The organism is Rhodococcus sp. P4_C10 (assembly GCF_056402135.1).
In genome coordinates, this window is the sequence record NZ_JBFUHZ010000049.1 from 1 (window position 1) to 20768 (window position 20768).

At 71.6% G+C, this 20768-nt stretch carries 20 protein-coding genes and 1 other RNA gene; 11 read left to right on the forward strand and 10 right to left on the reverse strand.

From position 1 onward, the window contains the following. On the forward strand, positions 1-829 hold an 829-nt coding region (locus AC1DWC_RS22845), incomplete at its 5' end, for a cobalamin biosynthesis protein (RefSeq protein WP_477911711.1). On the opposite strand, the gene AC1DWC_RS22850 is transcribed toward AC1DWC_RS22845, so the two are convergent. Genes AC1DWC_RS22850 through AC1DWC_RS22860 form a run of 3 tightly spaced genes read right to left on the reverse strand, consistent with a single transcriptional unit; the run spans position 755 to position 2926 of the window. Then, a complete protein-coding gene (locus tag AC1DWC_RS22850; RefSeq protein ID WP_477911713.1) occupies positions 755-1726 on the reverse strand; it encodes an SURF1 family cytochrome oxidase biogenesis protein in 972 nt (323 codons plus the stop codon). The genes AC1DWC_RS22845 and AC1DWC_RS22850 overlap by 75 nt on opposite strands. A gap of 50 nt (positions 1727-1776) precedes the next feature. Further along, positions 1777-2256 (reverse strand): low molecular weight protein-tyrosine-phosphatase, encoded by a 480-nt coding sequence (locus AC1DWC_RS22855; RefSeq protein ID WP_477911715.1) that lies wholly within the window; start codon positions 2254-2256, stop codon positions 1777-1779. Next, positions 2243-2926 carry an HAD hydrolase-like protein gene (locus tag AC1DWC_RS22860; RefSeq protein ID WP_477911717.1) on the reverse strand — a complete coding sequence of 228 codons (684 nt, stop codon included), beginning with the start codon at positions 2924-2926 and terminating at the stop codon, positions 2243-2245. Before AC1DWC_RS22860 ends, AC1DWC_RS22855 begins: the two co-directional genes overlap by 14 nt. Positions 2927-2981: 55 nt before the next feature. Here AC1DWC_RS22860 and cobC point away from each other — a divergent pair, with 55 nt between their 5' ends. From cobC to AC1DWC_RS22885, 5 genes are all read left to right on the forward strand, one after another. Further along, on the forward strand, positions 2982-4019 hold the full coding sequence (gene cobC / locus AC1DWC_RS22865) for an Rv2231c family pyridoxal phosphate-dependent protein CobC (protein WP_477911719.1): 1038 nt from the start codon (positions 2982-2984) through the stop codon (positions 4017-4019). Between the two features lie 31 nt (positions 4020-4050). Continuing rightward, on the forward strand, positions 4051-5181 hold the full coding sequence (locus AC1DWC_RS22870) for a Nif3-like dinuclear metal center hexameric protein (protein ID WP_477911721.1): 1131 nt from the start codon (positions 4051-4053) through the stop codon (positions 5179-5181). A 94-nt stretch (positions 5182-5275) separates the two neighbouring features. Beyond that, a complete protein-coding gene (locus tag AC1DWC_RS22875) occupies positions 5276-6013 on the forward strand; it encodes a zinc ribbon domain-containing protein (RefSeq protein ID WP_477911723.1) in 738 nt (245 codons plus the stop codon). Beyond that, positions 6010-7167: a bifunctional RNase H/acid phosphatase gene (locus tag AC1DWC_RS22880; RefSeq protein WP_477911725.1), complete on the forward strand. Its 1158-nt coding sequence runs from the start codon at positions 6010-6012 to the stop codon at positions 7165-7167. The genes AC1DWC_RS22875 and AC1DWC_RS22880 overlap by 4 nt, the downstream gene beginning before the upstream one ends. A 320-nt stretch (positions 7168-7487) precedes the next feature. Then, positions 7488-9020 (forward strand): dicarboxylate/amino acid:cation symporter, encoded by a 1533-nt coding sequence (locus AC1DWC_RS22885; RefSeq protein ID WP_477911727.1) that lies wholly within the window; start codon positions 7488-7490, stop codon positions 9018-9020. A gap of 124 nt (positions 9021-9144) precedes the next feature. Here AC1DWC_RS22885 and AC1DWC_RS22890 read toward each other — a convergent pair whose 3' ends face one another. Then, positions 9145-9669, reverse strand: a complete 525-nt coding sequence (locus AC1DWC_RS22890) for a DUF1697 domain-containing protein (RefSeq protein ID WP_477911729.1) — start codon at positions 9667-9669, stop codon at positions 9145-9147. An 87-nt stretch (positions 9670-9756) separates the two neighbouring features. Here AC1DWC_RS22890 and rnpB point away from each other — a divergent pair. Further along, positions 9757-10170: RNase P RNA component class A (rnpB, locus tag AC1DWC_RS22895), an RNA gene on the forward strand. Positions 10171-10190: 20 nt separating this feature from the next. On the opposite strand, the gene AC1DWC_RS22900 is transcribed toward rnpB, so the two are convergent. Continuing rightward, the gene (locus AC1DWC_RS22900; protein ID WP_477911731.1) at positions 10191-11102 is read right to left on the reverse strand and encodes a thioesterase family protein; all 912 of its coding nucleotides are present in this window, start codon (positions 11100-11102) and stop codon (positions 10191-10193) included. A 764-nt stretch (positions 11103-11866) separates the two neighbouring features. Here AC1DWC_RS22900 and AC1DWC_RS22905 point away from each other — a divergent pair. Then, entirely contained in the window at positions 11867-14254 is a 2388-nt protein-coding gene (locus AC1DWC_RS22905) for an MMPL family transporter (RefSeq protein ID WP_477911733.1), read from the forward strand. Between the two features lie 137 nt (positions 14255-14391). Further along, the gene (locus AC1DWC_RS22910; RefSeq protein ID WP_477911735.1) at positions 14392-14541 is read left to right on the forward strand and encodes a hypothetical protein; all 150 of its coding nucleotides are present in this window, start codon (positions 14392-14394) and stop codon (positions 14539-14541) included. An 80-nt stretch (positions 14542-14621) separates the two neighbouring features. Here AC1DWC_RS22910 and AC1DWC_RS22915 read toward each other — a convergent pair whose 3' ends face one another. After that, a complete protein-coding gene (locus AC1DWC_RS22915; RefSeq protein ID WP_477911737.1) occupies positions 14622-15098 on the reverse strand; it encodes a DUF2231 domain-containing protein in 477 nt (158 codons plus the stop codon). A gap of 476 nt (positions 15099-15574) precedes the next feature. On the opposite strand from AC1DWC_RS22915, the gene AC1DWC_RS22920 reads away from it, so the two are divergent. After that, positions 15575-15760 carry a hypothetical protein gene (locus tag AC1DWC_RS22920; RefSeq protein WP_477842297.1) on the forward strand — a complete coding sequence of 62 codons (186 nt, stop codon included), beginning with the start codon at positions 15575-15577 and terminating at the stop codon, positions 15758-15760. Positions 15761-15839: 79 nt separating this feature from the next. After that, complete coding sequence (locus AC1DWC_RS22925; protein ID WP_477911776.1) at positions 15840-17261, forward strand: RNB domain-containing ribonuclease; 1422 nt, start codon at positions 15840-15842, stop codon at positions 17259-17261. On the opposite strand, the gene AC1DWC_RS22930 is transcribed toward AC1DWC_RS22925, so the two are convergent. The 4 genes from AC1DWC_RS22930 to panB all read right to left on the reverse strand — a co-directional run bounded on the left by AC1DWC_RS22930 (position 17236) and on the right by panB (position 20560). Further along, entirely contained in the window at positions 17236-18117 is an 882-nt protein-coding gene (locus tag AC1DWC_RS22930; protein WP_477911739.1) for a CHAD domain-containing protein, read from the reverse strand. The genes AC1DWC_RS22925 and AC1DWC_RS22930 overlap by 26 nt on opposite strands. Before the next feature lie 54 nt (positions 18118-18171). Then, positions 18172-19134, reverse strand: a complete 963-nt coding sequence (gene pip, locus AC1DWC_RS22935; RefSeq protein ID WP_477911778.1) for a prolyl aminopeptidase — start codon at positions 19132-19134, stop codon at positions 18172-18174. Continuing rightward, positions 19131-19571, reverse strand: coding sequence for a hypothetical protein (locus AC1DWC_RS22940; protein ID WP_477911741.1), 441 nt, complete (start codon positions 19569-19571; stop codon positions 19131-19133). Before AC1DWC_RS22940 ends, pip begins: the two co-directional genes overlap by 4 nt. Positions 19572-19714: 143 nt before the next feature. Then, positions 19715-20560 (reverse strand): 3-methyl-2-oxobutanoate hydroxymethyltransferase, encoded by an 846-nt coding sequence (panB, locus tag AC1DWC_RS22945; protein ID WP_072845790.1) that lies wholly within the window; start codon positions 20558-20560, stop codon positions 19715-19717. Positions 20561-20768: the final 208 nt, after the last annotated feature.

Here is a 20768-nt window from a genome sequence, read left to right on the forward strand (position 1 = left end):
CGCGCACACCGCGGTGCTGGCCGGCGCCGTGGTCGCGGCGGGGGCGGTGTCCGCGCGGGCGGCCGGTCGGCTCGGCTGGCTGGGGGAGACCGCGGTGACGGCCGCCGCCACCTGGACCGCGCTGGGCGGGACCTCGCTGACCCGGGTGGGCGCCGACATGGCGACCCGGCTCGAGGACGGCGACCTCGGCGCCGCCCGCCTGCTGGTGCCGTCGCTGTGCGGGCGCGACCCCGACTCCCTCGACGCGGCCGGGGTCACCCGGGCAACGGTCGAGTCCGTGGCGGAGAACACCTCCGACGCCACCGTCGGCCCGCTCTGGTGGGCGGCCGTCGCGGGCGTTCCCGGCGTGCTCGGGTACCGCGCCGTCAACACCCTCGACGCGATGATCGGGTACCGCTCGCCGCGCTACCTGCGGTTCGGCTGGGCCGCGGCCCGGCTCGACGACGTGGTGAACCTGCCGCCGGCCCGGGTCACCGGGGTGCTGGCGGTGCTGGCCGCGCCGGTGGTCGGCGGGGCGCCGTCGGACGCGGTGCGGGCCTGGCGACGCGACGCGCGCTCACACCCGAGCCCCAACGCCGGCGTCGCGGAGGCGTCGATGGCCGGGGCCCTGGGGGTGCGCCTCGGCGGGCGCACCGAATACCCGCACGGCGTCGAGCAGCGCCCGACGCTCGGCGACGGACCGGCCCCGGCGATCGCCGACGTGCGCCGGGTCGCGCGGCTGTCCGCGGCGGTGCAACTGGGCGCCGCCCTCGGCTCAGCGGCTCTTGCCGTAGCGGTCGGCGAGCTTCGCTTCCGTCGCGGTCAGCGTCGTCGGCTCGGCGGGCTGTGACCGGCCGAACCGACGGCGCGGCAGCACGAAGTCGTCGGGGGCCGCGGCGTCGTCGGTGACCGTCGCCGCGGGGGCGGCCGGTGCGTCGGTTGCCTCGGGAACAGTGGGAACGGCAGGTGCCTCGGCGGGCTCGCCGGTCCCGGCGGCCGATCGCGCCTTGGACCGTCGGCGTTCCTTGATCTCGGCGCGCGCGAAGTAGAGCAGGCCGAGCGGGGCCATGATGCCGAACGCCAGCCACTGCAGCCCGTACGAGAGGTACGGCCCGGCGTCGAGCTGCGGCAGCGGGATCGGGTTCAGCGAGCCGGGCTGGTCGCCGGCCAGCTGGAGGTACAGGTCCGCCGGGGCCAGGCCCAGCGTCGCACCGATCTGCGGCGCGTCGATGAAGTAGACCTGACGCAGGCCGTCCTCGACGAGCGGGTCCTTGCCGGGCACGGTGCCCTCGGACTGGCGGGTGCGGGCGGTGATGGTGACCGGTCCGGTCGGGGCGGGCTCGATCTGCGGCGCGCGGGTGCCCTCGATCGGTCGCTCGTAGCCGCGGTTGACCAGCACGACGCGGCCGTCGGTCAGCTCGAAGGCGGTGAGCACCTCGTAGGCCGGGGCCGCCTCGACCGACCGCAGCCGGATCAGCACGTCGGTGTCGGGCACGTACCTGCCGCTCGCGGTGACCTGACGCCACTCGTCGTCGTCGGCGAGGGGGCCGGCCGTCGGCAGGATCGACTCGACGGGCACCGGGTCCGCGGACACCGACTGCTCGATCAGCTGGTTGCGGTGCTCGGTGCTGGTGTTCTTCCCCAGCTGCCACGGCGCGAGCACGGTGAAGCACATGTAGGCGAAGCCGGCGACGATCACTGCCAGTACCAACCAGCCCGGACGCAGCAGAAACTTCAACCTTTGCACGTCTCCACGGTAGCCGTTGACGGCCGCGGCCCGACCGGCCGGTGTCGCGGTCAGGGCTGGGCGCGCACCCAGTCCAGCAGGCCGGGCAGGGCGGCCTCGATCTGTTCACGCACCAGTTCGAAGCCCGTGAAGTCGCCGTAGTACGGGTCGGGCACGGAGTCGCCGTCCGCGTCCGGGTCGAAGCTGCGCAGCAGACGACGGCGCTCGGTGGGCACGCCGAGCTGGGCCAGCGCGCGGTCGTGTCCGGTGTCCAGCGCGACCACCAGGTCGGCGCCCAGGTGGTCCGCGCCGAGGTGCGCGGCGCTGTGTCCCGTCGGGTAGCCGTGGCCGACCAGCACCCGGTTGGTGCGCTCGTCGGCCTCCTTGCCGACGTGCCAGTCCTCGGTGCCGGCGCTCGTCACCCGGACCCGTGCGTCGAGGCCCTCCGCGGCGAGGCGGCCGAGCAGGATCTTCTCGGCCATCGGTGACCGGCAGATGTTTCCGGTACAGACGAAGGTGATGTGCAGCCGGGCGGAGTCAGGGCGTGACATCGAGAATCCTTCCGAGTTGCGCGACGGTGGCCGCGCTCCAGCGGGCGTCGGCGGCCTCCTCGGCGGAACCGTATCCCCAGCCCACGAAGACGGTGGGGATGCCCCAGTGCGCGGCGCCGTGCACGTCGTGCTCGCGGTCGCCGACCATCACCACCCCGGCCGTCCCGCCGKCGGCGGCGGCCGTGGGAGCGAGGCCGAGCCCGCGCAGCGCGTGCTCGATCACGTCGACCTTGGCGCGCCGGGTGCCGTCGGCGCTGGCCCCGGCGATCACCTCGAAGTGGTGCGCGAGCCCGAAGTGCTCGAGGATCCGGCGGGCGAACCGCTCCGACTTCGAGGTGGCGACGGCCAGGCGCGTGCCGTCTCGACCGGCCGCGTCGAGCAGGTCCCCGATGCCGTCGAACACCGCGTTCTCGGCCCAGCCGATCTCGTCGTACCGGGCGAAGTACGCGGCCAGGGCGGTCGCCACGGCCGGCTCGTCCAGGCCGAGGGTGCGCAGCGTGTCCGCCATCGGCGGGCCGACGATCAGTTCCTCCAGGTCGCCGTCGGGTGCCTCGGCGCCGACCACGGCCAGCGCGTGCCGGAAGCCGGCGACGATGCCGGGTGCGGAGTCGGTCAGGGTGCCGTCGAGGTCGAACAGGGTCACCGCGGCGGTGGAAGGGCTGGTGCTCACCCCTCCATCCTGCCCGGCAGCCGGACGCGGCCGGCCGCCGCCATAAGCTCACCTCGTGCACACCCGCCCCGCCGACCTGACCGACCTGCGCCATCACGGCGACGTCGACGCCGAGCCCGGACTGCTCGACTTCGCCGTGAACGTCCGCGGCGACGGCCCGCCGCAGTGGCTGCGCGACCGACTGGCGGCGGCCCTGACGACCCTCGGCCGGTACCCGTCCGCCGCCGATGACGACGCGGCCCGGGACCAGGTCGCGGCCCGGCACGGCCGCCGTCGCGAGGAGGTGCTGCTGCTCTCCGGCGGCGCCGAGGGCTTCGCGATGCTGCCGCGGCTGACGCCCTCGCTGGCGGCGGTGCTGCACCCCTCGTTCACCGAGCCGGAGTGGGCGCTGCGCCAGGCCGGGGTGCCGACGACGCAGGTGCGGCTCACCCCGCCGTACCGGCTGGCCGACGCCGCGGTCCCGGCGGACGCCGACCTGGTGGTCCTGGGCAACCCCACCAACCCGACCTCGGTGCTGCACCCGGCCACGGACGTGCTGGCGCTGCGCCGGCCCGGCCGGATCCTGGTGGTGGACGAGGCGTTCGGCGACGCGGTGCCCGGCGAATCGGAGTCGCTGGCGGGAATGTCGCTGCCGGACGTGCTGGTGCTGCGCAGCCTCACCAAGACCTTCGCGCTGGCCGGGCTGCGCTGCGGCTACCTCCTCGGCCCGCCGGAGTTGCTGGCTCGGCTGCAGGTCGGACGCGCGCACTGGCCGCTGGGCAGCCTGCAGGTCGAGGCGATCCGGGCCTGCTGCGAGCCCGCGGCGGTGGCGTGGGCGCAGCGCGAGGCCGACGTGATCGACGCCGAACGCGCCGAGATGGTGGCGCTGCTCGCGGGGGCGGGCATCTCGGTGCACGAACCGGCCCGCGGGCCGTTCCTGCTGCTGCACGTCCCGGACGGCGAGCGGGTCCGGCAGGGTCTGCGGGAGCGGGGCGTCGCGGTCCGGCGCGGCGAGACCTTCCCCGGGCTGGGCCCGGACCACCTGCGCGTCGCGGTCCGCGCGGCCCCGCAGGCGCGGCGGCTGGTGGCGGCGCTCGCGGAGGTACTGGGATGACGGTGTTTCTCGAGAGGAACGGGGTTCTGGCATGAGTGTGCTTCTGTCCGAGGTGATCTCGGTGCTCGAGGCGGCCTACCCGCCGGCGCTGGCGGAGTCCTGGGACTCGGTGGGCCTGGTGTGCGGGGACCCCGCCGACGAGGTGACGCGGGTGCTGATCGCGGTCGACGCGACCGCGGCGGTGGTGGACGAGGCGATCGCCGGGGGCGCGCAGCTGCTGCTGGTGCACCACCCGCTGCTGCTGCGCGGGGTGGACACCGTCGGCGCGCACACCCCCAAGGGGGCGCTGCTGCACCGGCTGATCCGGTCCGGCTGCGCGCTGTACACCGCGCACACCAACGCGGACCGGGCCGACCCCGGCGTCTCCGACGCGCTGGCCGCGGCGCTCGGCCTGACGGTGACGGGCCCGCTGCAGCCGGCGCCGTCCGAGCGGCTGGACAAGTGGGTGGTGATGGTGCCCGCGGCCGACACCGAGGCGGTGTGCGACGCGCTGTTCGTGGCCGGCGCCGGCGAGATCGGGGAGTACCGGAACTGCAGCTGGACCGTCGCCGGGACCGGGCAGTTCCTGCCGTCCGCTGCCGCCAACCCCACGCTCGGCGAGGCCGGCCGCCTCGAACACGTCGCGGAGGACCGCGTCGAGGTGGTGGCCCGGCGGTCGCTGCGCGGCCGGGTGCTGGCGGCGTTGCGGGCCGCCCACCCCTACGAGGAGCCGGCATTCGACGTGTTCGAGCTCGCCGACCTGGGGTCCTCGCTGGGCATCGGGCGGGTGGGCGAGCTGCCCGAGCCCGAGACGCTGCGCGAGTTCGCCGAGCGGGTGCACCGGGCGTTGCCCGTCACCGAGTGGGGGGTGCGGGCGGCCGGCGACCCCGACGCCCCGATCCGCACCGTCGCGGTCTGCGGCGGCTCCGGAGACTCGATGCTCGGCGCCGCCAGGTCGCTCGGGGTCGACGCCTACGTCACCGCGGACCTGCGTCACCACCCCGCCGACGAACACCTGCGCGGGGGCGGCCCGGCGCTGGTGGACGTGGCGCACTGGGCGAGCGAACAGCCCTGGTGCGCGCAGGCCGCCGCGGTGCTCGACGCCCGGTTCGCGGGCACGCCGGAGTGGTCGGCGGCGGTGTCCACCACGCGCACCGACCCGTGGACGGTCGGCTGCCACTGACCGGTCCGACGCGGCGGTACTGGGCACCGGTCGGCGGGCGGTACGGTTAGCGACACCCCCCCGTACATCCGCACCACAGCAGGAGCCCGCACGCGTGAACGTCGAACCCCGGATTCAGGCAAAGTTGCTCGCCCTCGCCGCATTGGACACCGAGCTGACGCGGGTCGCGCACCGGCGCAAGACGCTGCCCGAGGCAGAAGAGGTGCAGCGCCTCGAGTCCGACCGCGTGCAGCGCAGGGACGCCGCGGTTGCGGTGCAGATCGTCCTCGACGACCTGGACCGGGACATCAAGAAGCTCGAGGGCGAGGTCGACGCGGTCCGTCAGCGCGGCGACCGTGACCGCACCATGCTGCAGAGCGGCACCATCGCCGCCAAACAGCTCTCGGAACTGCAGCACGAGCTCGGCAGCCTCGAACGCCGTCAGGGCGTCCTCGAGGACGAGCTGCTCGAGGTGATGGAGCGTCGCGAGGCGACCCAGGCCGACTACGAGCACGCCGGCGGACAGCTCAGCCAGATCGAGGACGCGATGATCGACGCGACCCGCCGCCGCGACGACGCGCTCGCGGACCTCGACAGCGTCGAACAGCGCCACCTGGGGGAGCGGGCCGCCCTGGTCAACGAGTTCCCCGAGGAGCTGCTGGCGGTGTACGAGCGCCAGCGCGGCACCGGCGGCGTCGGCGCCGCACTGCTGCAGGCCCGCCGCTGCGGCGCGTGCCGCATCGAGATCGACCGCGGCGAGATCGCCCGGATCGCCGCCACGGACCCGCAGGTCGTCGTCCGTTGCCCCGAGTGCAGCGCGATCATGGTGCGCACCAAGGAATCCGGTCTGTGAGTTCGGCTGGACAAGGGGCTCGCTCCGCGGGCTCCGCTCCGGACCGCGTCGTCGTCGAGGCCGACGGCGGCTCGCGCGGCAACCCGGGCACGGCCGGCTACGGCGCCGTGGTGTTCGACGGTGACAGCCGCCGGGTGCTCGCCGAACGCAACGAGGCCATCGGCTTCGCGACCAACAACGTCGCCGAGTACCGGGGCCTGATCGCCGGACTCACCGCGGCCGCCGAGGTCGGCGCGCGCAAGGTGGACGTCCGGATGGACTCCAAGCTGGTGGTCGAGCAGATGTCCGGGCGCTGGAAGGTCAAGCACCCGGACATGATTCCGCTCGCGCGGCGGGCCGGCGAGCTGGCCGAGCAGTTCGACTCCGTCCGGTACACCTGGATCCCACGGGCGGAGAACTCGCACGCCGACCGGCTCGCGAACGAGGCGATGGACGGCAACGCCGGCCAGTCCCCGGCGCCCGCGACCCAGGTCGTCTCGGCGCCGGCGGGCGGGGCGGCGGCCACCAAGGCCCCGACCGCACCGGGCTGGACCGGCGCCATCGGCAAGCCGACCCGGCTGCTGCTGCTGCGGCACGGGCAGACCCCGCTGTCGGTGGAGCGGCGCTACTCCGGCCGCGGCAACCCGGCGCTGTCCGAGGTCGGACAGGCGCAGGCGGACGCCGCCGCCGCCCGCCTCGCCGCCCGCGGCGGCATCACGGCCGTGGTGTCGTCCCCGCTGGGTCGCACCCGGCAGACCGCGGAGGCCGTGGCCGCCGCACTCTCCCTGCCCGTGCAGGTGCACGACGGGCTGATCGAGGCCGACTTCGGCGAGTGGGAGGGACTGACCTTCTCGGAGGCGTCGAAGCGGGACCCGGAACTGCACCGGGCCTGGCTGGGCGACACCTCGGTCCACCCGCCCGGCGGGGAGAGCTTCGAGGAGGTCCGCACCCGGGTCACCGCGGCGCGCGACGACCTGCTCGCCGAGTACCCCGGGGCGAACGTGCTGGTCGTCTCGCACGTCACCCCGATCAAGACGCTGCTGCAGCTGGCGCTGGACGTCGGGCCGTCGCTGCTCTACCGGCTGCACCTGGACCTCGCGTCGCTGTCCGTCGCCGAGTTCTACCCCGACGGCGGCGCCTCGGTGCGCCTCGTCAACGACACCTCGCACCTCTAGCCGGCCGCCACCGGTGCGGGCCCTCGGGCCGTCGGACCCGCACCGGTGCCTCGCAGGTTTTTAGCTGAGGTAACATTGCCCGCGTGAACTCACTGCTGACCAGTCGACGGTACGTCGACAACTGTCTGCAGCAGAGCGCTGTCTGTCCGCGCTGACGCCTGGCCCTGCCCCGATCCCTGGTTGACGAACACGTCCCGGGACTGCTGTTGCGGCCGCGAGTTGCATTCACCCTCCGCACGCTCTTCCTGCGCGCCCCTGACCGCCGTGCCCCTGTGGCCGGTTGGTACGGCGCTGCGCATCCTTGACGAAAGGCCCGTCGAATGTCGGCCCCCACCCGCGCCCCCGGTGCCCAGCCAGCCGCCGCCCGCCCCCGCCGCCTGCCCAGCTGGGCCACCGCCTTCGGCCCGCAGATCGTCGCCGGCCTGCTCGCCGGCGTCCTGATCGGCCTGCTGGCCCGCTCGATGCCCAAGGCCGACGACGGCAGCGCGAACTGGCTGACCGGCACGGTCACCACGATCGGCTCCAGCTACGTCGCACTGCTGACGGTCGCGGTGATCCCGCTGATCTTCACCGCCATCGTCAGCTCCATCGCCAACCTGCGTCAGGTCGCGAACGCCGCCCGCCTCGCCGTGCAGACGCTGCTGTGGTTCGCGATCACCGCGCTGATCGCGGTGATCATCGGGATCGCGGTCGGGTTGATCACCCACCCGGGCTCGAACACCACGGTCAACCCCGACGACGCCGCTGTGCCGAAGGGCTCCGGTTCGTGGTGGGCCTTCCTCACCGGGCTGGTCCCGCAGAACTTCCTCGCCCTCGGCGCGAAGACGACGGCGACCGGCGGACAGGTCGCCGCGGACGGTTCGATCAGCGGCGTCACCGCGACCACCTCGCTCAGCTTCAACGTGCTGCAGCTGCTGGTCATCGCCGTCGCGGTCGGTGTGGCCGCGCTGAAGGTCGGGGAGAAGGCGGAGCCGTTCCTCGAGCTCAACGCCTCGTTGCTCGCCATCGTGCAGAAGGTGCTGTGGTGGATCATCCGCCTCGCCCCGATCGGCACGGCGGCGCTGATCGCCAAGGCCGTCGCCACGTACGGCTGGGATGCGATCGGTCAGCTCGGCGTGTTCACGGTCGCCATCTACATCGGCCTGGCTCTGGTGTTCTTCGTCGTGTACCCGGTTCTCATTCGCGTGCACGGGCTCTCGGTCCGCCGCTTCTTCTCCGGCGTGTGGCCCGCCACCCAGCTGGGCTTCGTGTCGCGTTCGTCGATCGGCACCCTGCCGCTGACGGAGCGCGTCACCGAACGCAACCTGGGCGTGCCGCGTGAGTACGCGTCCTTCGCGGTGCCGCTCGGCGCGACCACCAAGATGGACGGCTGCGCCGCGATCTACCCGGCCATCGCCGCGATCTTCGTGGCCCAGTTCTACGGCATCGACCTGAGCCTGACGGACTACCTGCTGATCGTCGTGGTCTCGGTGATCGGTTCGGCCGCCACCGCGGGCACCACCGGTGCCACCGTGATGCTCACGCTGACCCTGTCCACCCTGGGTCTGCCGCTCGCGGGTGTCGGGTTGTTGCTGGCCGTCGAGCCGATCGTCGACATGGGCCGCACCGCGCTCAACGTCACCGGGCAGGCGCTGGTCCCGACCATCGTCGCCAAGCGGGAGGGGATCCTCGACGAGGAGCTCTACAACGCGCCCCGCAACGGCGACCCGTTCGCCGACGAGGACCTGCTCGAGCAGCGGGCCGCGGCGGAGGTCACGGCCGAGAACGACGGCACGGACGCAGCCGGTGAGAATGCCGACGGCAAGAACGCCGACGGCAAGGACGCGGCGGAGAAGGTGCCCGCCCTCGTCTGACCCGACGCGCACGCCCACGCGGGGCCGGACCGGTTACCTCGGTCCGGCCCCGCGTCGCGTCCGGGGGCAGCCACCACGTCGACCGTCCCGGTGGGTGTCCGGATGTGGTCGGTCGGCGCCTCGGTCAGAGCAGTTTGCGCAGTGTCCGCAGGTTCCGGTTGGTGGTGGTCGACTTGTACTTCGCCTTGCCGGTGAGCTTCCCGAACGGGCTGTCCAGTGTCCGGCCGCGTTCGACGTGCCAGTAGAGCACCCCGTCGCCCATCTGGATGCCCTCGTCGGCGGTGTCGAGGCCGTCGGCCGAGGCGAGCAGGTCCCGCAGCGACGCGGGGTCGGAGGACAGCAGGACGTAGGGGTGCCAGCCCTCGCGGTCGGCCTCGAACGGGAAGTCCTCGACGATCCGGGCGAGGGTCGGCTGATCCAGCAGCACGATCCACGCCTCGTAGCCGAACCGGTTGCGCAGGCCGGTCTCGATCTCTGCCTTCAGCGCCGCCAGATCGGTTCGCTCGCTGTCGAACAGGACGTTCCCGGACGCCAGCACCGTCTTGACGTTCGTCAGCCCCAGTGCCTCGACCGCGGCCTTCAGGTCGGCCATCTTGATGTTGATGCCGCCGACGTTGACGCCCCGGAGCAACGCTATGAATCGTGCCATGGGCCGACAGTAGCGCCGTCGCCGGAATGGCACAAGTGTTCGAATGTGCAGAGGGGTGCCGAGAACCCAGTAGTCTGTACCGGCGGACGAGTTGGCCGGGCGACCGCGGCGAGGGGAACCGTGCGCATCTGCGCGCAGGCCCACCGCCGAGGAAAGTCCGGACTCCACAGAGCAGGGCGGTTGCTAACGGCAACCCGGGGTGACCCGCGGGACAGTGCCACAGAGAACAGACCGCCGGCGCGCAAGCGTCGGTAAGGGTGAAACGGTGCGGTAAGAGCGCACCAGCACCCCAGGTGACTGGGGTGGCTAGGTAAACCCCGCCCGGAGCAAGGTCAAAGGCCGCACCCCTCGGGGTGCGGCTGCGCAGGTGTTCGAGGGCTGCTCGCCCGAGCCTGCGGGTGGACCGCTCGAGGTACCCGGCAACGGTGTGCCCAGATGGATGGTCGTCGCCCGACGCCTCGGCGTCGGGAACAGGATCCGGCTTACAGGCCGACTCGTCCGCCCCATTCTTCGGCCCTACTTCAGGGCGCCGCTTTCTCGGCAGGATCGGCCCCGAAATCCGGGGCAGATCCTGCCGAACCCTGTGCGATGGGAGGCGGCGGAGGCGTCGCCCGTTCGCGTACCACCAGGGTCTGGGTGGCCACGCCGATCGGCCCGCGGACGTCGTACAGGCGCGACAGCGTGGTGCCCGCTCCGCCGCCGTCGGCCTGGGTTTCCGACATCAGACCGATCCACTCGCCCTCGGGTTGGCGGTGCAGGTGCAGGCTGAGGTCGGCGTTTGCAAAGAGGTAACGGTCGAGCGGCAGAACCCAGCTCAGCCCGTTGCCGAAGTCGGCGGCGGCCGCCGCACGCATGGCGGGCGAGGTGGGCTGGTCCTGCACCAGCGGGACAGTCAGGCGGAACCAGGCGGCGGCCGGACCCGGGCTTGCCGGTCCGCCCTGTGCCACGAGGATCTCCATCGCGGACTCGTAGAACGAGGTCCCGCCGGGCATGCCGGGAATTCGAAGCCGCTCCCGGCAGTCGGCGGGTGGAGGCAGCAACTCGGCTGGCGACCAGCCGGGCAACCCCGGAGGCAGCGTCAGTGGTTTGCCCCGCACGAGGAGTGCGTGTGCACGAGCCACCAGTGCATCGTCCGCATAAAGGTCGATGGTCATCCGCGTGGTGGAGCGTCCCGGCCAGGTCTCCTGGCGCACCGTCAGCGGGGCCACCGGCACTGGCTTGACCAGTTCGATGCTCAGGCGGGCGAGTCGCCAGCCGGGTTCGGGCAGGGCGGCCTCGGCCAGGTGCGCGAACAGGGCACTGGGCGCGCCGCCGTGCTGCGCCCGCGCATCCCACGGGCCGCGCGCGAGCACGCTGGGCAGCCAGGCCTCGTTCTGGTGAGAGAACACGGCGAGGGGCGGGGCGCTCTCGGCATCCGGGGGTGTACGGGTCACGGCGTTCCTTGTCGAGAAATCTGCACGGCATCGAAGGTGGCTACTTGCGCGCGACCAGCCCCGTGTTCTCTCGTCGTGCCCGACGCTGGCGCCATCCGATTCTGAACCTAGTCAAGGTAACCGCCCGCTGCCGGCGTTTGCGTCAGGCGGACGGCCGGACCCACCTCGGGCCCGCAGCCGACTTCAGCTGCGGGCCCGAGATGGCCGTGGGGTGATTGCTGTTATGAAGACAGGGCCGCGACGCCCGCCACGCCCGCGACGAGTGCGACGACTGCGGACAGCAGGGTTGCGCCTGCCGCTATCTGGCCGAGCTGTTCTCCTGAGGAACCCATGATCTACTCCTTGTCGGCCGTGAAGCGTTGCTTCGCTGTGGCGCCGCCTTCGGTCGCCTGCCGCATTTGTATCCCACCGAGGGATGCATCTCGATCATTAATCACCTTGCGGCGCAATGTATTACATGAACGACATGGATCCGCGGCCGGCCGTAACATGAGATAACGGGCAGGTAACATTTGCGGCCCGGGTTTCCCGATCGCCCCGGCGGTGCGCTCACCCGGCGGGCGACCGCGCTGGTCGGCGCAAGTTCTTAGCAACTTCTTAGAGCGCACTCCGGCCTCGGGAGTGGGAGTCCTGCGTACGGTGGTCAGCGCAGCGCTCGGCTGGTCGAGGGCCCCGGCGGGACAACGGCATCGGCATGTTCGACGAGGCACGCCGGGCTCCGGGTCCGACCTGGGCAACTGCACCACGAGGGGGGAGTGCAGCAGGTGTTCGCTACCTGGGGGAGGCTGGCCTACCGGCTGCGGTTCGCCGTGATCGCGGTGATGGTTGCGCTGTTGCTCGGCCTCGCGGCGTACGGCCTCGGAGTCGAGAAGCACCTGAGCCAAAGCGGATTGGTCGACCCGGGCTCGGAGTCCGTGGCCGCCGCGGAGTTGGCCGACGGCACCTTCGGACGCGACACCAAGGCCGACGTGGTGATCCTCTACACCGCGCCCGACGGCAAGACGGTCGACGATCCGGCGTTCGCCGCCACGATCACCCAGAGCCTCGAGGACCTTGCCGCGAACAACCCCGACGAGATTCTCCGGGTCAACGGCAGCTACTGGTCCACCAGGCTCGCCCTGATGGCCGACCCGAGCAAGCAACACGCCATCGCCGGCGTGGCCGTCAAGGGCGACAACGACACCGAGGTCGCAGCCAACTTCAAGAAGGTCCGGGACCAGTTCGCGATACCCGGCGTCGATGCCCAGCTCACCGGGCTGCAGCCGGTGACCGGCACGATCAGCGACACGATGGCCGACGACCTGCACCGGATGGAGATCCTGGCCATCCCGGCCGTCGGGGTGCTGCTGTTCTTCATCTTCGGCGGCGTCGTGGCCGCCGCCCTGCCGCTGATCGTCGGCGGCCTGACGATCGTCGCCGCCAACGGCGTGGTCAAGGCGCTGGCCCAGTTCACCGAGGTCAACGGGTTCGTCCTGTCCGTGGTCTCGCTGATCGGTCTGGGCCTGGCGATCGACTACGGCCTGTTCATGGTGAGTCGGTTCAGGGAGGAGATCGCGGAGGGCTACGGCACCGCCGATGCCGTGCGACGGACCGTCACGACCGCCGGCAGGACCGTGGTCTTCTCCGCGACGATGATCGTCGCCAGCCTCGGTGGCCTGCTCATCTTCCCGCAGGGCTTCCTCAAGTCCATGGCGTACGGCGCGATCGCCGCGGTCGTCCTGGCCGCACTCGTCTCGATCACCGTGCTGCCGGCGATCCTGGGGATCCTCGGCCGCCGGGTGGACGCGCTCGGCCTGAAGGCGATGCGTAAGACCAGGACTGCCGACGAGATCGAGAACGACATCTGGGGTCGGCTGACGCAGTGGGTGATGAAGCATCCGGTCAAGGTCGTGGTGCCGATCGTGGTCGGGCTGCTGCTGCTCACCCTTCCGATCGCGGGCATCAAGCTGGGCGGGATCAACGAGACCTACCTGCCCCCGGACAATCCCACCCGAGTCGCCCAGGAGCAGTTCGACGACCTGTTCCCGAGTTTCCGCTCCGAGCCGATCAAGCTGGTGGTCGACGGGGCCCAGGGTGCGGAGATCGCCCGGATCGTCAAGGAGGCGAGCGCGGCGCCGGGGCTGGTCGAGAAGTTCACGATCGACAACCCGACCAAGGACGGGGTGACGGTCTTCAAGGCCGGCCTGGTGGACCGCAACGACTCCGATGCGACGATCGGCTACCTGCGGGCGATGGACGTCCCCGACGGAGTCACCGTGCTGGTCGGTGGCACCCCCGCGATCGAGCACGACTCGATCGCGGCGCTGCTCGACAATCTGCCGCTGATGGTGACGATGGTGGTGCTGCTGACCACGCTGCTGATGTTCCTGGCGTTCGGGTCGCTGGTGCTGCCGATCAAGGCCGTGCTGATGACCGCCCTCGGCCTCGGCGCCACCCTCGGCATCCTGACGTGGATCTTCATCGACGGCAACGGTGCCAGTTTCATGAACTTCTCTCCCGGCCCGATCATGTCGCCGGTGCTGGTGCTGATCATGGCGATCGTCTACGGCCTGTCCACCGACTACGAGGTGTTCCTGCTGTCCCGGGTGGTCGAGGCGCGGGCTCAGGGAGCGAGCACCGCCGAGTCGGTGCGGGTGGGCACCGCGCACACCGGCCGGATCATCACCGCGGCCGCGTTGATCCTGATCGTGGTCACCGGCGTGTTCGCGTTCTCCGAACTGGTGATGATGAAGTACATCGCGTACGGCATGATCGCGGCGCTGATCATCGACGCCACCCTGATCCGGATGTTCCTGGTCCCGGCGACCATGAAGCTGCTCGGCGACGACTGCTGGTGGGCGCCGGCGTGGATGAAGCGCTTCCAGGAGAAGCTCGGCCTGGGCGAGCCGATCCTCGACGACGAGCGGATGCCGGCGGACATCCCGGATCTTGCGGCCGTGGACCGCTCGACACCCGCGGCGGAGGTCGGCGAGGACACCGAGATCCTGCGGCAAATCCCTGGTGGCGAAGCGATTACGATGCCGATTGCCACCGGGGCAGGGCCGACCGCAGGCGGTCGGCCGAGGCCGGGTCGCCCGGCCGATCCGCTGACCGAGCCGATGCCCCGGCTGGCCACGCCGACAAATCCGGTCGGCCCGCGCCCGGGTGGGTGACGCGGCTCACAGGACTGTTCATGTCGGCGTTACCCCGTGTCGGCGTCGGCCTGCCTACCGTTGGGTTGTGACCTTCCGGTGGGCAGACCGGACCGACCGGCCACCCCCGGACCAGCATCAGCCCGTGGGAGGTACCTGTGGAACTTCTCTTCGTCCTGGCCCCGGTCGTCGCCGTGCTGGGAGTGCTCGGTGTCTACGGCACGGTGTGCGCCACGTTTCTGCTCGAGCTTCGTCGGCTCGGCCCGGAGGGCACGGACGGCGACACCGACTCAGGCGGTACAGGTTAGGTCGACGAACGCAGCGATTCGCATGTGTCCGGTGCGGCCCGACAGTAGGCATGTCCGAACGGGCGACACAGGGGTCGGTCTCATTCGGCGGGCGCGGAGCTGACCTGGTCGCCCCACACGGCCCGCGACCCGGATTCCCCGATCCGGTAGACCTGCACCATCGTCGAGGCCCCCACGATCACCGCGACTGCCACGACCACGGCCGTCAGTACCCGGCTCGGCGCGACGGAGCGTTGCTCGCGCATGTGCACCGCCGTGATTACGAGGGCCACCGCCAGCAGTGCGACCGAGAAGTAGATCATGGTGTCACCGAGTTCGGTGTGTCGATGCACCGCCGAGGTCCGGTCGACGTGCCGCTCGAGCCACTCGCCGGCTTCGGTCGTCAGGGGGGTCAGTGCGGTGATTCCGGCCGCGAGGACCAGGGTCGGCCAGACCAGCCGCCGCCGCGCCGCGGGCCAGGTGCTGCACAGGATCACCAGCAGGGCCGTCAACGGCGCGAGCACCACGATGGAGTGAACAAGCAGGACGTGCGCGGGCAGTCCGTTGAGGGTAGACACCGGGTGGTCCTCCAATGGTCGAGACGATCCTTGTCCTCAGTATCGGCAGTCGGGGTTGAGTACACGCTGAGAATTCGTGGAGCGGATCCGGCCGGTCCCGGACACGACAATGCCCCCACCCGAAGTGGGGTGGGGGCATTGTCGCGTCCAGGCCGGGTTCGGTCAGACCGGGTTGATCACGAACGTCGTCGCCCAGTGGGTGGCGGCCTCGGGTCCGAGATGGGGGACGAGTGCGTCGAACAGGATGTAGGACATGGGGGACATGCTGGCGTTTCTCCGTTTCATACTGTGGTGATGCGGTCCGACGTCGATCCACGAAGATCGTTGTCCCGGGCGCGATCTTGAATCGCCACGCGAGCGTTGGCCGCGCGTAAGAATCTCATGCTTGTGAGTCGTCAACAAGCGGTCTCCCAGAAATGTCTTTCGCGGACCGATACACGTGACCTGAGAGGCTCCGGGCGGGCACACTGAGAGCCATGAGCGACGACGAGAACCTCTGGTACTACTGCGTGTCCGACGGCTCCGTTCGCCAGGGCAAGGACGCCCGCGGACTCGATCGGATGGGGCCCTATCCGGACCGTGAGACCGCGGCCCGTGCGCTCGAGATCGCCGCGCAGCGGAACAAGGCCGCCGACGACGCCGACGACGACTGGAACAAGTAACCGCCGTCGTCACCACCGGCGCACCGCTCGTGGCGCGCCGGGATTCGGACGTGGCCCGGGGCTAGGCTCGGCACTTGTGATGACGCGCATTTCCGCCCGGGGCATCGACTTCGGGGCGATCAGGACCGACTTCGCGGTGTCGGCCGACTTTCCCGCGGGGGCGCTGGCGGAGGCCGAGGCCGCCGTCGACCGCCACGCGGCCGGACGCGTCGACCGGACCGACCTGCCGCTGGTCACCATCGACCCGCCCACCTCGATGGACCTCGACCAGGCGCTGCACCTCGAGCGCACCGAAACCGGCTTCGTGCTGCACTACGCGATCGCCGACGTCGCGGCGGTGGTGGTCCCCGGCGGGCGCCTCGACGAGGAGACCCGGCGCCGCGGCCAGACCTTCTACCTGCCCGACGGCTCGGTGCCCCTGCACCCGCGGGTGCTCTCGGAGGCCGCGGCGAGCCTGCTGCCGGACCAGGCGCGCCCCGCCGCCCTGTGGCGGATCGAACTGGACCAGCGGGCCGAACCGGTCTCGTTCGGCGTCACCCGTGCGCTGGTGCGGTCGGTGGCACGTTTCGACTACGCCGGCGTGCAGGCCGATTCGGAGTCCGGGTCCCTGCACCCGTCGATCGCCGCACTGCCCGAGTTCGGGAAGCTGCGCCTGGCGTCGGCGCTCGACCGTGGCGCGATCGAGCTCAAGCTGCCCGAGCAGGAGGTGGTGGCCGACGGTGACGGCTGGCGGCTCGACCTCCAGCCCCGGACCGAGGCCGACGACTGGAACGCCGAGGTGTCGCTGCTGACCGGGATGTGTGCGGCCCGACTGATGATCGACGGCGGGGTCGGGCTGGTGCGAACCCTCCCGAAACCCGCGTCGGACGCCGTGCGTGCGTTGCGCCGGACCGCCCGCGCCCTGGGAATCGAATGGCCGCAGGACGTTTCGGTCGGTGAATTGCTGGCAGGCCTGGAGCCGAGCACCCCCGACACGTTGGTGATGATGAGCGACGCCACCGCCCTGCTGCGGGGTGCCGGCTACGCGGCCTTCGACGGCACGCTGCCGGAACTGCTCGAGCACTCCGGCATCGGCGCGCCCTACGCCCACGTCACCGCGCCGCTGCGCCGCCTCTCCGACCGGTTCAGCACCGAGGTCTGCCTGGCGTTGACCGCGGGAACGGCGGTGCCGCAGTGGGTTCGCGAGGCGTTGCCGGCACTGCCCGACCTGATGAAGGGGTCGGACTCGCTGGCAGCCAAGGTGGACCGCGCGTGCGTGGACCTGACCGAGGCCACGCTGCTGTCCGGTCGCGAGGGCGAGCGCTTCGATGCCGTGGTCCTGCGCGCCTCGGAGAGCAAGCGGGACGCCGAGATCTTCGTGCCCGAGCCGGCGGTGATCGCCAAGTGCGCGGGCACCCCACCGGAGGGCGTGCCGGTGTCGGTTCGCCTGGTGCAGGCCGACATCGACACCCGCGCAGTGAAGTTCGAGTTCTACCTCAGAGCTTCCGAGCCCGCGACCTGAGGTCCCGCAGGCGGCCGTGGGCGTCGCGGCGGGCCTGGTCCGCACACGCCGACTCGGCCGCGACCAGCACGCCGTAGGTGAAGGTGTCCTCGCCCGCGGCGCGGGCCCTGTCCGCCGCCGTCAGCAGCTGCCGACCCGCGACCACCGCGTCCTGGTGCTCACCCAGCGTGGTCTGCAGCTTCTTCGCGGCCTTGGCGAGCGCGGACCGTCGACGCCCCGAACCGGCCGCGGCCTCGGCCGCGTAGCGCAGGGCCTTGGCTCGTTTGCGAGCCGTGTGCAGCAACTCCGGCGGGGCGTCGTCCCCGGCCCCGCCCGGACCCCGGAGCCCGGCCTTCCGTCCGGTCTTGCGGACCTCGCGTACGGCCCCGTGCAGCGACTCCTCGACCGAGAGGTCGCCCGGGGGTCGTGGGTGGGCGAGCAGGCCGTCGAGGTCGGCGAGCAGGCGTCGGTACCGGTCGCCGTCGAGGGTGGCGACCGCGTCGCGGTGCGCCGCCGCGTACCCGGCGGCGTGGGAGGTCACCAACCGGTAGCGCACCGGACCGCGGACCAGCGCCGGCGGCTGGGCGTCGAGCAGCGCCAGGAACCGGGCAGCCAGTACCTCCTCGTCCCGAGCCTGTCCGAGAACGGTCCCCAGCCAACGCAACTCGGACCGGATCGGCTTCACCGACTCTCGGCCGAACCCGTCGCGGAAGGTGCCGAGCAGGCTGCGGAGCTGCCGGGTGCACACCCTCATCTGGTGGACGGCGTCCTCGTCGTCCCGGCGGACCGTGTCGGCGAGGGAGTCCAGCCGCTCGCGGTGCCCGCGCACCGCGGCGATCACCCGCTCGGCGTCTGCCTTGTCCCGTTTGCTCCCCATGCCGTCAGGTCTACCGCACCCGCCCGGTCCCGTCGAGGCGGTGCGGCGCCGGCGTCAGCGGAACCCGTCGGTGGCCTCGACCAGGTGGTGGGTGATGCCGGGTTCGCTCGCCGCGTGACCGGCGTCGTCGACGATCACCAGCCGCGACGACGGCCACGCCCGGTGCAGCGCCCACGCGCTGGTCGCCGGGCACACCACGTCGTAGCGGCCCTGCACCAGGACGGCCGGAATCGACGCGACCGCGGCGATGTCGCGCAGCAGTTGGTTCTCGTCGAGGAACCCGTGGTGGCGGAAGTAGTGGTTCTCGATCCGGGCGAACGCCAAGGCGAAGCGCGGCTCCGCGTTCCGCTCGACGTGTTCGGGCGTGGGCAGCAGCGTGCTGGTGGCGCCCTCCCACGACGACCAGGCGACCGCTGCGGCCAGCGCCACCTCGGAGTCGTCCGAGTGCAGCAGCCGGTGGTAGGCCTCGACGAGGTCGCCGTCGCGTTCCGACTCCGGGACCGGCGCCAGGAACTGCTCCCAGAGGTCGGGGTAGAGCGCGCTGGCGCCGCCGTTGTAGTACCAGTCGATCTCGCTGCGCCGCAACAGGAAGATGCCGCGCAGGACCATCTCGGTGACCCGGTCGGGGTGGGTCTGCGCGTAGGCCAGTGCCAGTGTCGAACCCCACGATCCGCCGAAGACCTGCCAGCGCTGCACCCCGAGATGGGTGCGCAGCAACTCGATGTCCGCGACCAGGTGTGCGGTGGTGTTCACCGAGAGGTCGGCGCCGTCGGCGACGTGCGGGATCGAACGCCCGCAGCCGCGCTGGTCGAAGAGCACGATCCGGTACGCGGCCGGGTCGAAGAAGCGGCGGTGGTCCGCGGTGGTGCCGCCGCCGGGCCCGCCGTGCAGGAACACCACCGGCTTGCCGTCGGGGTTCCCACTGGCCTCCCAGTGGATCCGCTGGCCGTCGCCGACGTCGAGCAGACCGGACTGGTGCGGTTCCAGCTCCGGGTACAGCGTGCGCACGCCGGTCAGAACCCGATCAGGCCCGACGCCAGGTCCGGAATCTCGAGCGCCTCGATCGCGCCCTGGCGCACCTCGGGGCAGTACTGCTGGGTGATCGCGTCCACCCGCGCCTTGTGCGCGATCAGGTCGATCATGTTGATGCCGTTCTGGGCGGCCCACGACCCGACGACGGTGTTCAGGCCACCCTTGCCGATGGTCGGGGTGTAGGTGCGCCAGCTCTGCAGCTGCGCCTGCATGTCCGAGCACAGCTTGGCCGCCTGGTCGGCGGTCACGCCCCCGGTCGCGGCGTCGGCGCCGGGTGCCGGGGCGGGGGCGACGGTGCTCGAGGGCAGCGCGTGGTCGCCGGCGCTGGGAGTGGTCGGGGTGTTCTCGGTCGCGCAGCCCGCGGTGAGGGCGAGGGCGGCGAGGGCTCCGGCGGCCACGACTGTGAAACGGCGGTAGGACATGTAGGCAGCCTGTCTGTCGAAGGACGTGTCTGGCGAAGGACGAGTCGGTCGGGTGGAGCGGCCCTGTCGGAAGACGTTCCCCTGGCGGGTGAGCACAACCGAGTGTGCCACCCGGCCGGGGAACGGGGTGCGAGCGTGAGGGGTCAGAAGCTGTGTTCCTGGGCGGGGAAGGTCCCGGCGGCGACCTCGGCGGCGTATGCCGCTGCGGCGCCACGCAACTCGTCGCCGACGGACGCGAACTTCTTGACGAACTTCGCGGTGTGGCCGCTGGTGTAGCCGGCCATGTCCTGCCACACGAGCACCTGGGCGTCGCACTCGACGCCGGCTCCGATGCCGATCGTCGGGATCGTCAGCTTGCCGGTGACCTGAGCGGCGACCTCGGCCGGGACCATCTCCATGACGACGGAGAAGGCGCCCGCCTCCTGGACCGCGATGGCGTCGGCGATCAACTGCTCGGCGCCGTCGCCACGACCCTGGACGCGGAAGCCGCCCAGGCTGTTCACGGACTGCGGGGTGAACCCGACGTGGGCCATCACGGGGATGCCGGCCGCGGTGATCGCCGCGATCTGGTCGACCATCCGCTCGCCGCCCTCGAGCTTCACGGCGTGCGCGAGGCCCTCCTTCATGAACCGGGTGGCGGTGGCCAGGGCCTGCGCGGGGGAGGACTCGTAGCTGCCGAACGGCAGGTCCGCCACCACCAGGGCGTGCGGGGCGCCGCGCACCACGCCGCGGACCAGCGGGATCAGTTCGTCGATGGTGATCGGGACGGTGGTGTCGTAGCCGTAGACCACGTTCGCGGCGGAGTCGCCGACCAGGAGTACCGGGATGCCGGCCTCCTCGAAGATCCGCGCGGTGGAGTAGTCGTACGCGGTGAGCATGGCCCAGCGCTGACCCTCGGCCTTCATGGTCTGCAGGTGGTGGGTGCGGATCTTGGTTCGCTTCGGCGCCGATGCGGCGGTCGCGGATCCGTAGACAGAGTTCTCGGACATCAGCGTCCCTTTCGTGCCTCGAGGCCCAGTGCGGGTCCCCGGGTTGTGGGTGATGACACGTTCAGTCTGCCATCGAGGGCCGCGTCGGCGAACGGCCCGGCCGCGTGCAATCGGTCACATCGGGTTGTCGGGACATTCGGCAGGATCGGCCCCGGAATGCGGGGCGGATCCTGCCGAGAACGCGTCGACCAGCGGGTTCCGGCGGCCG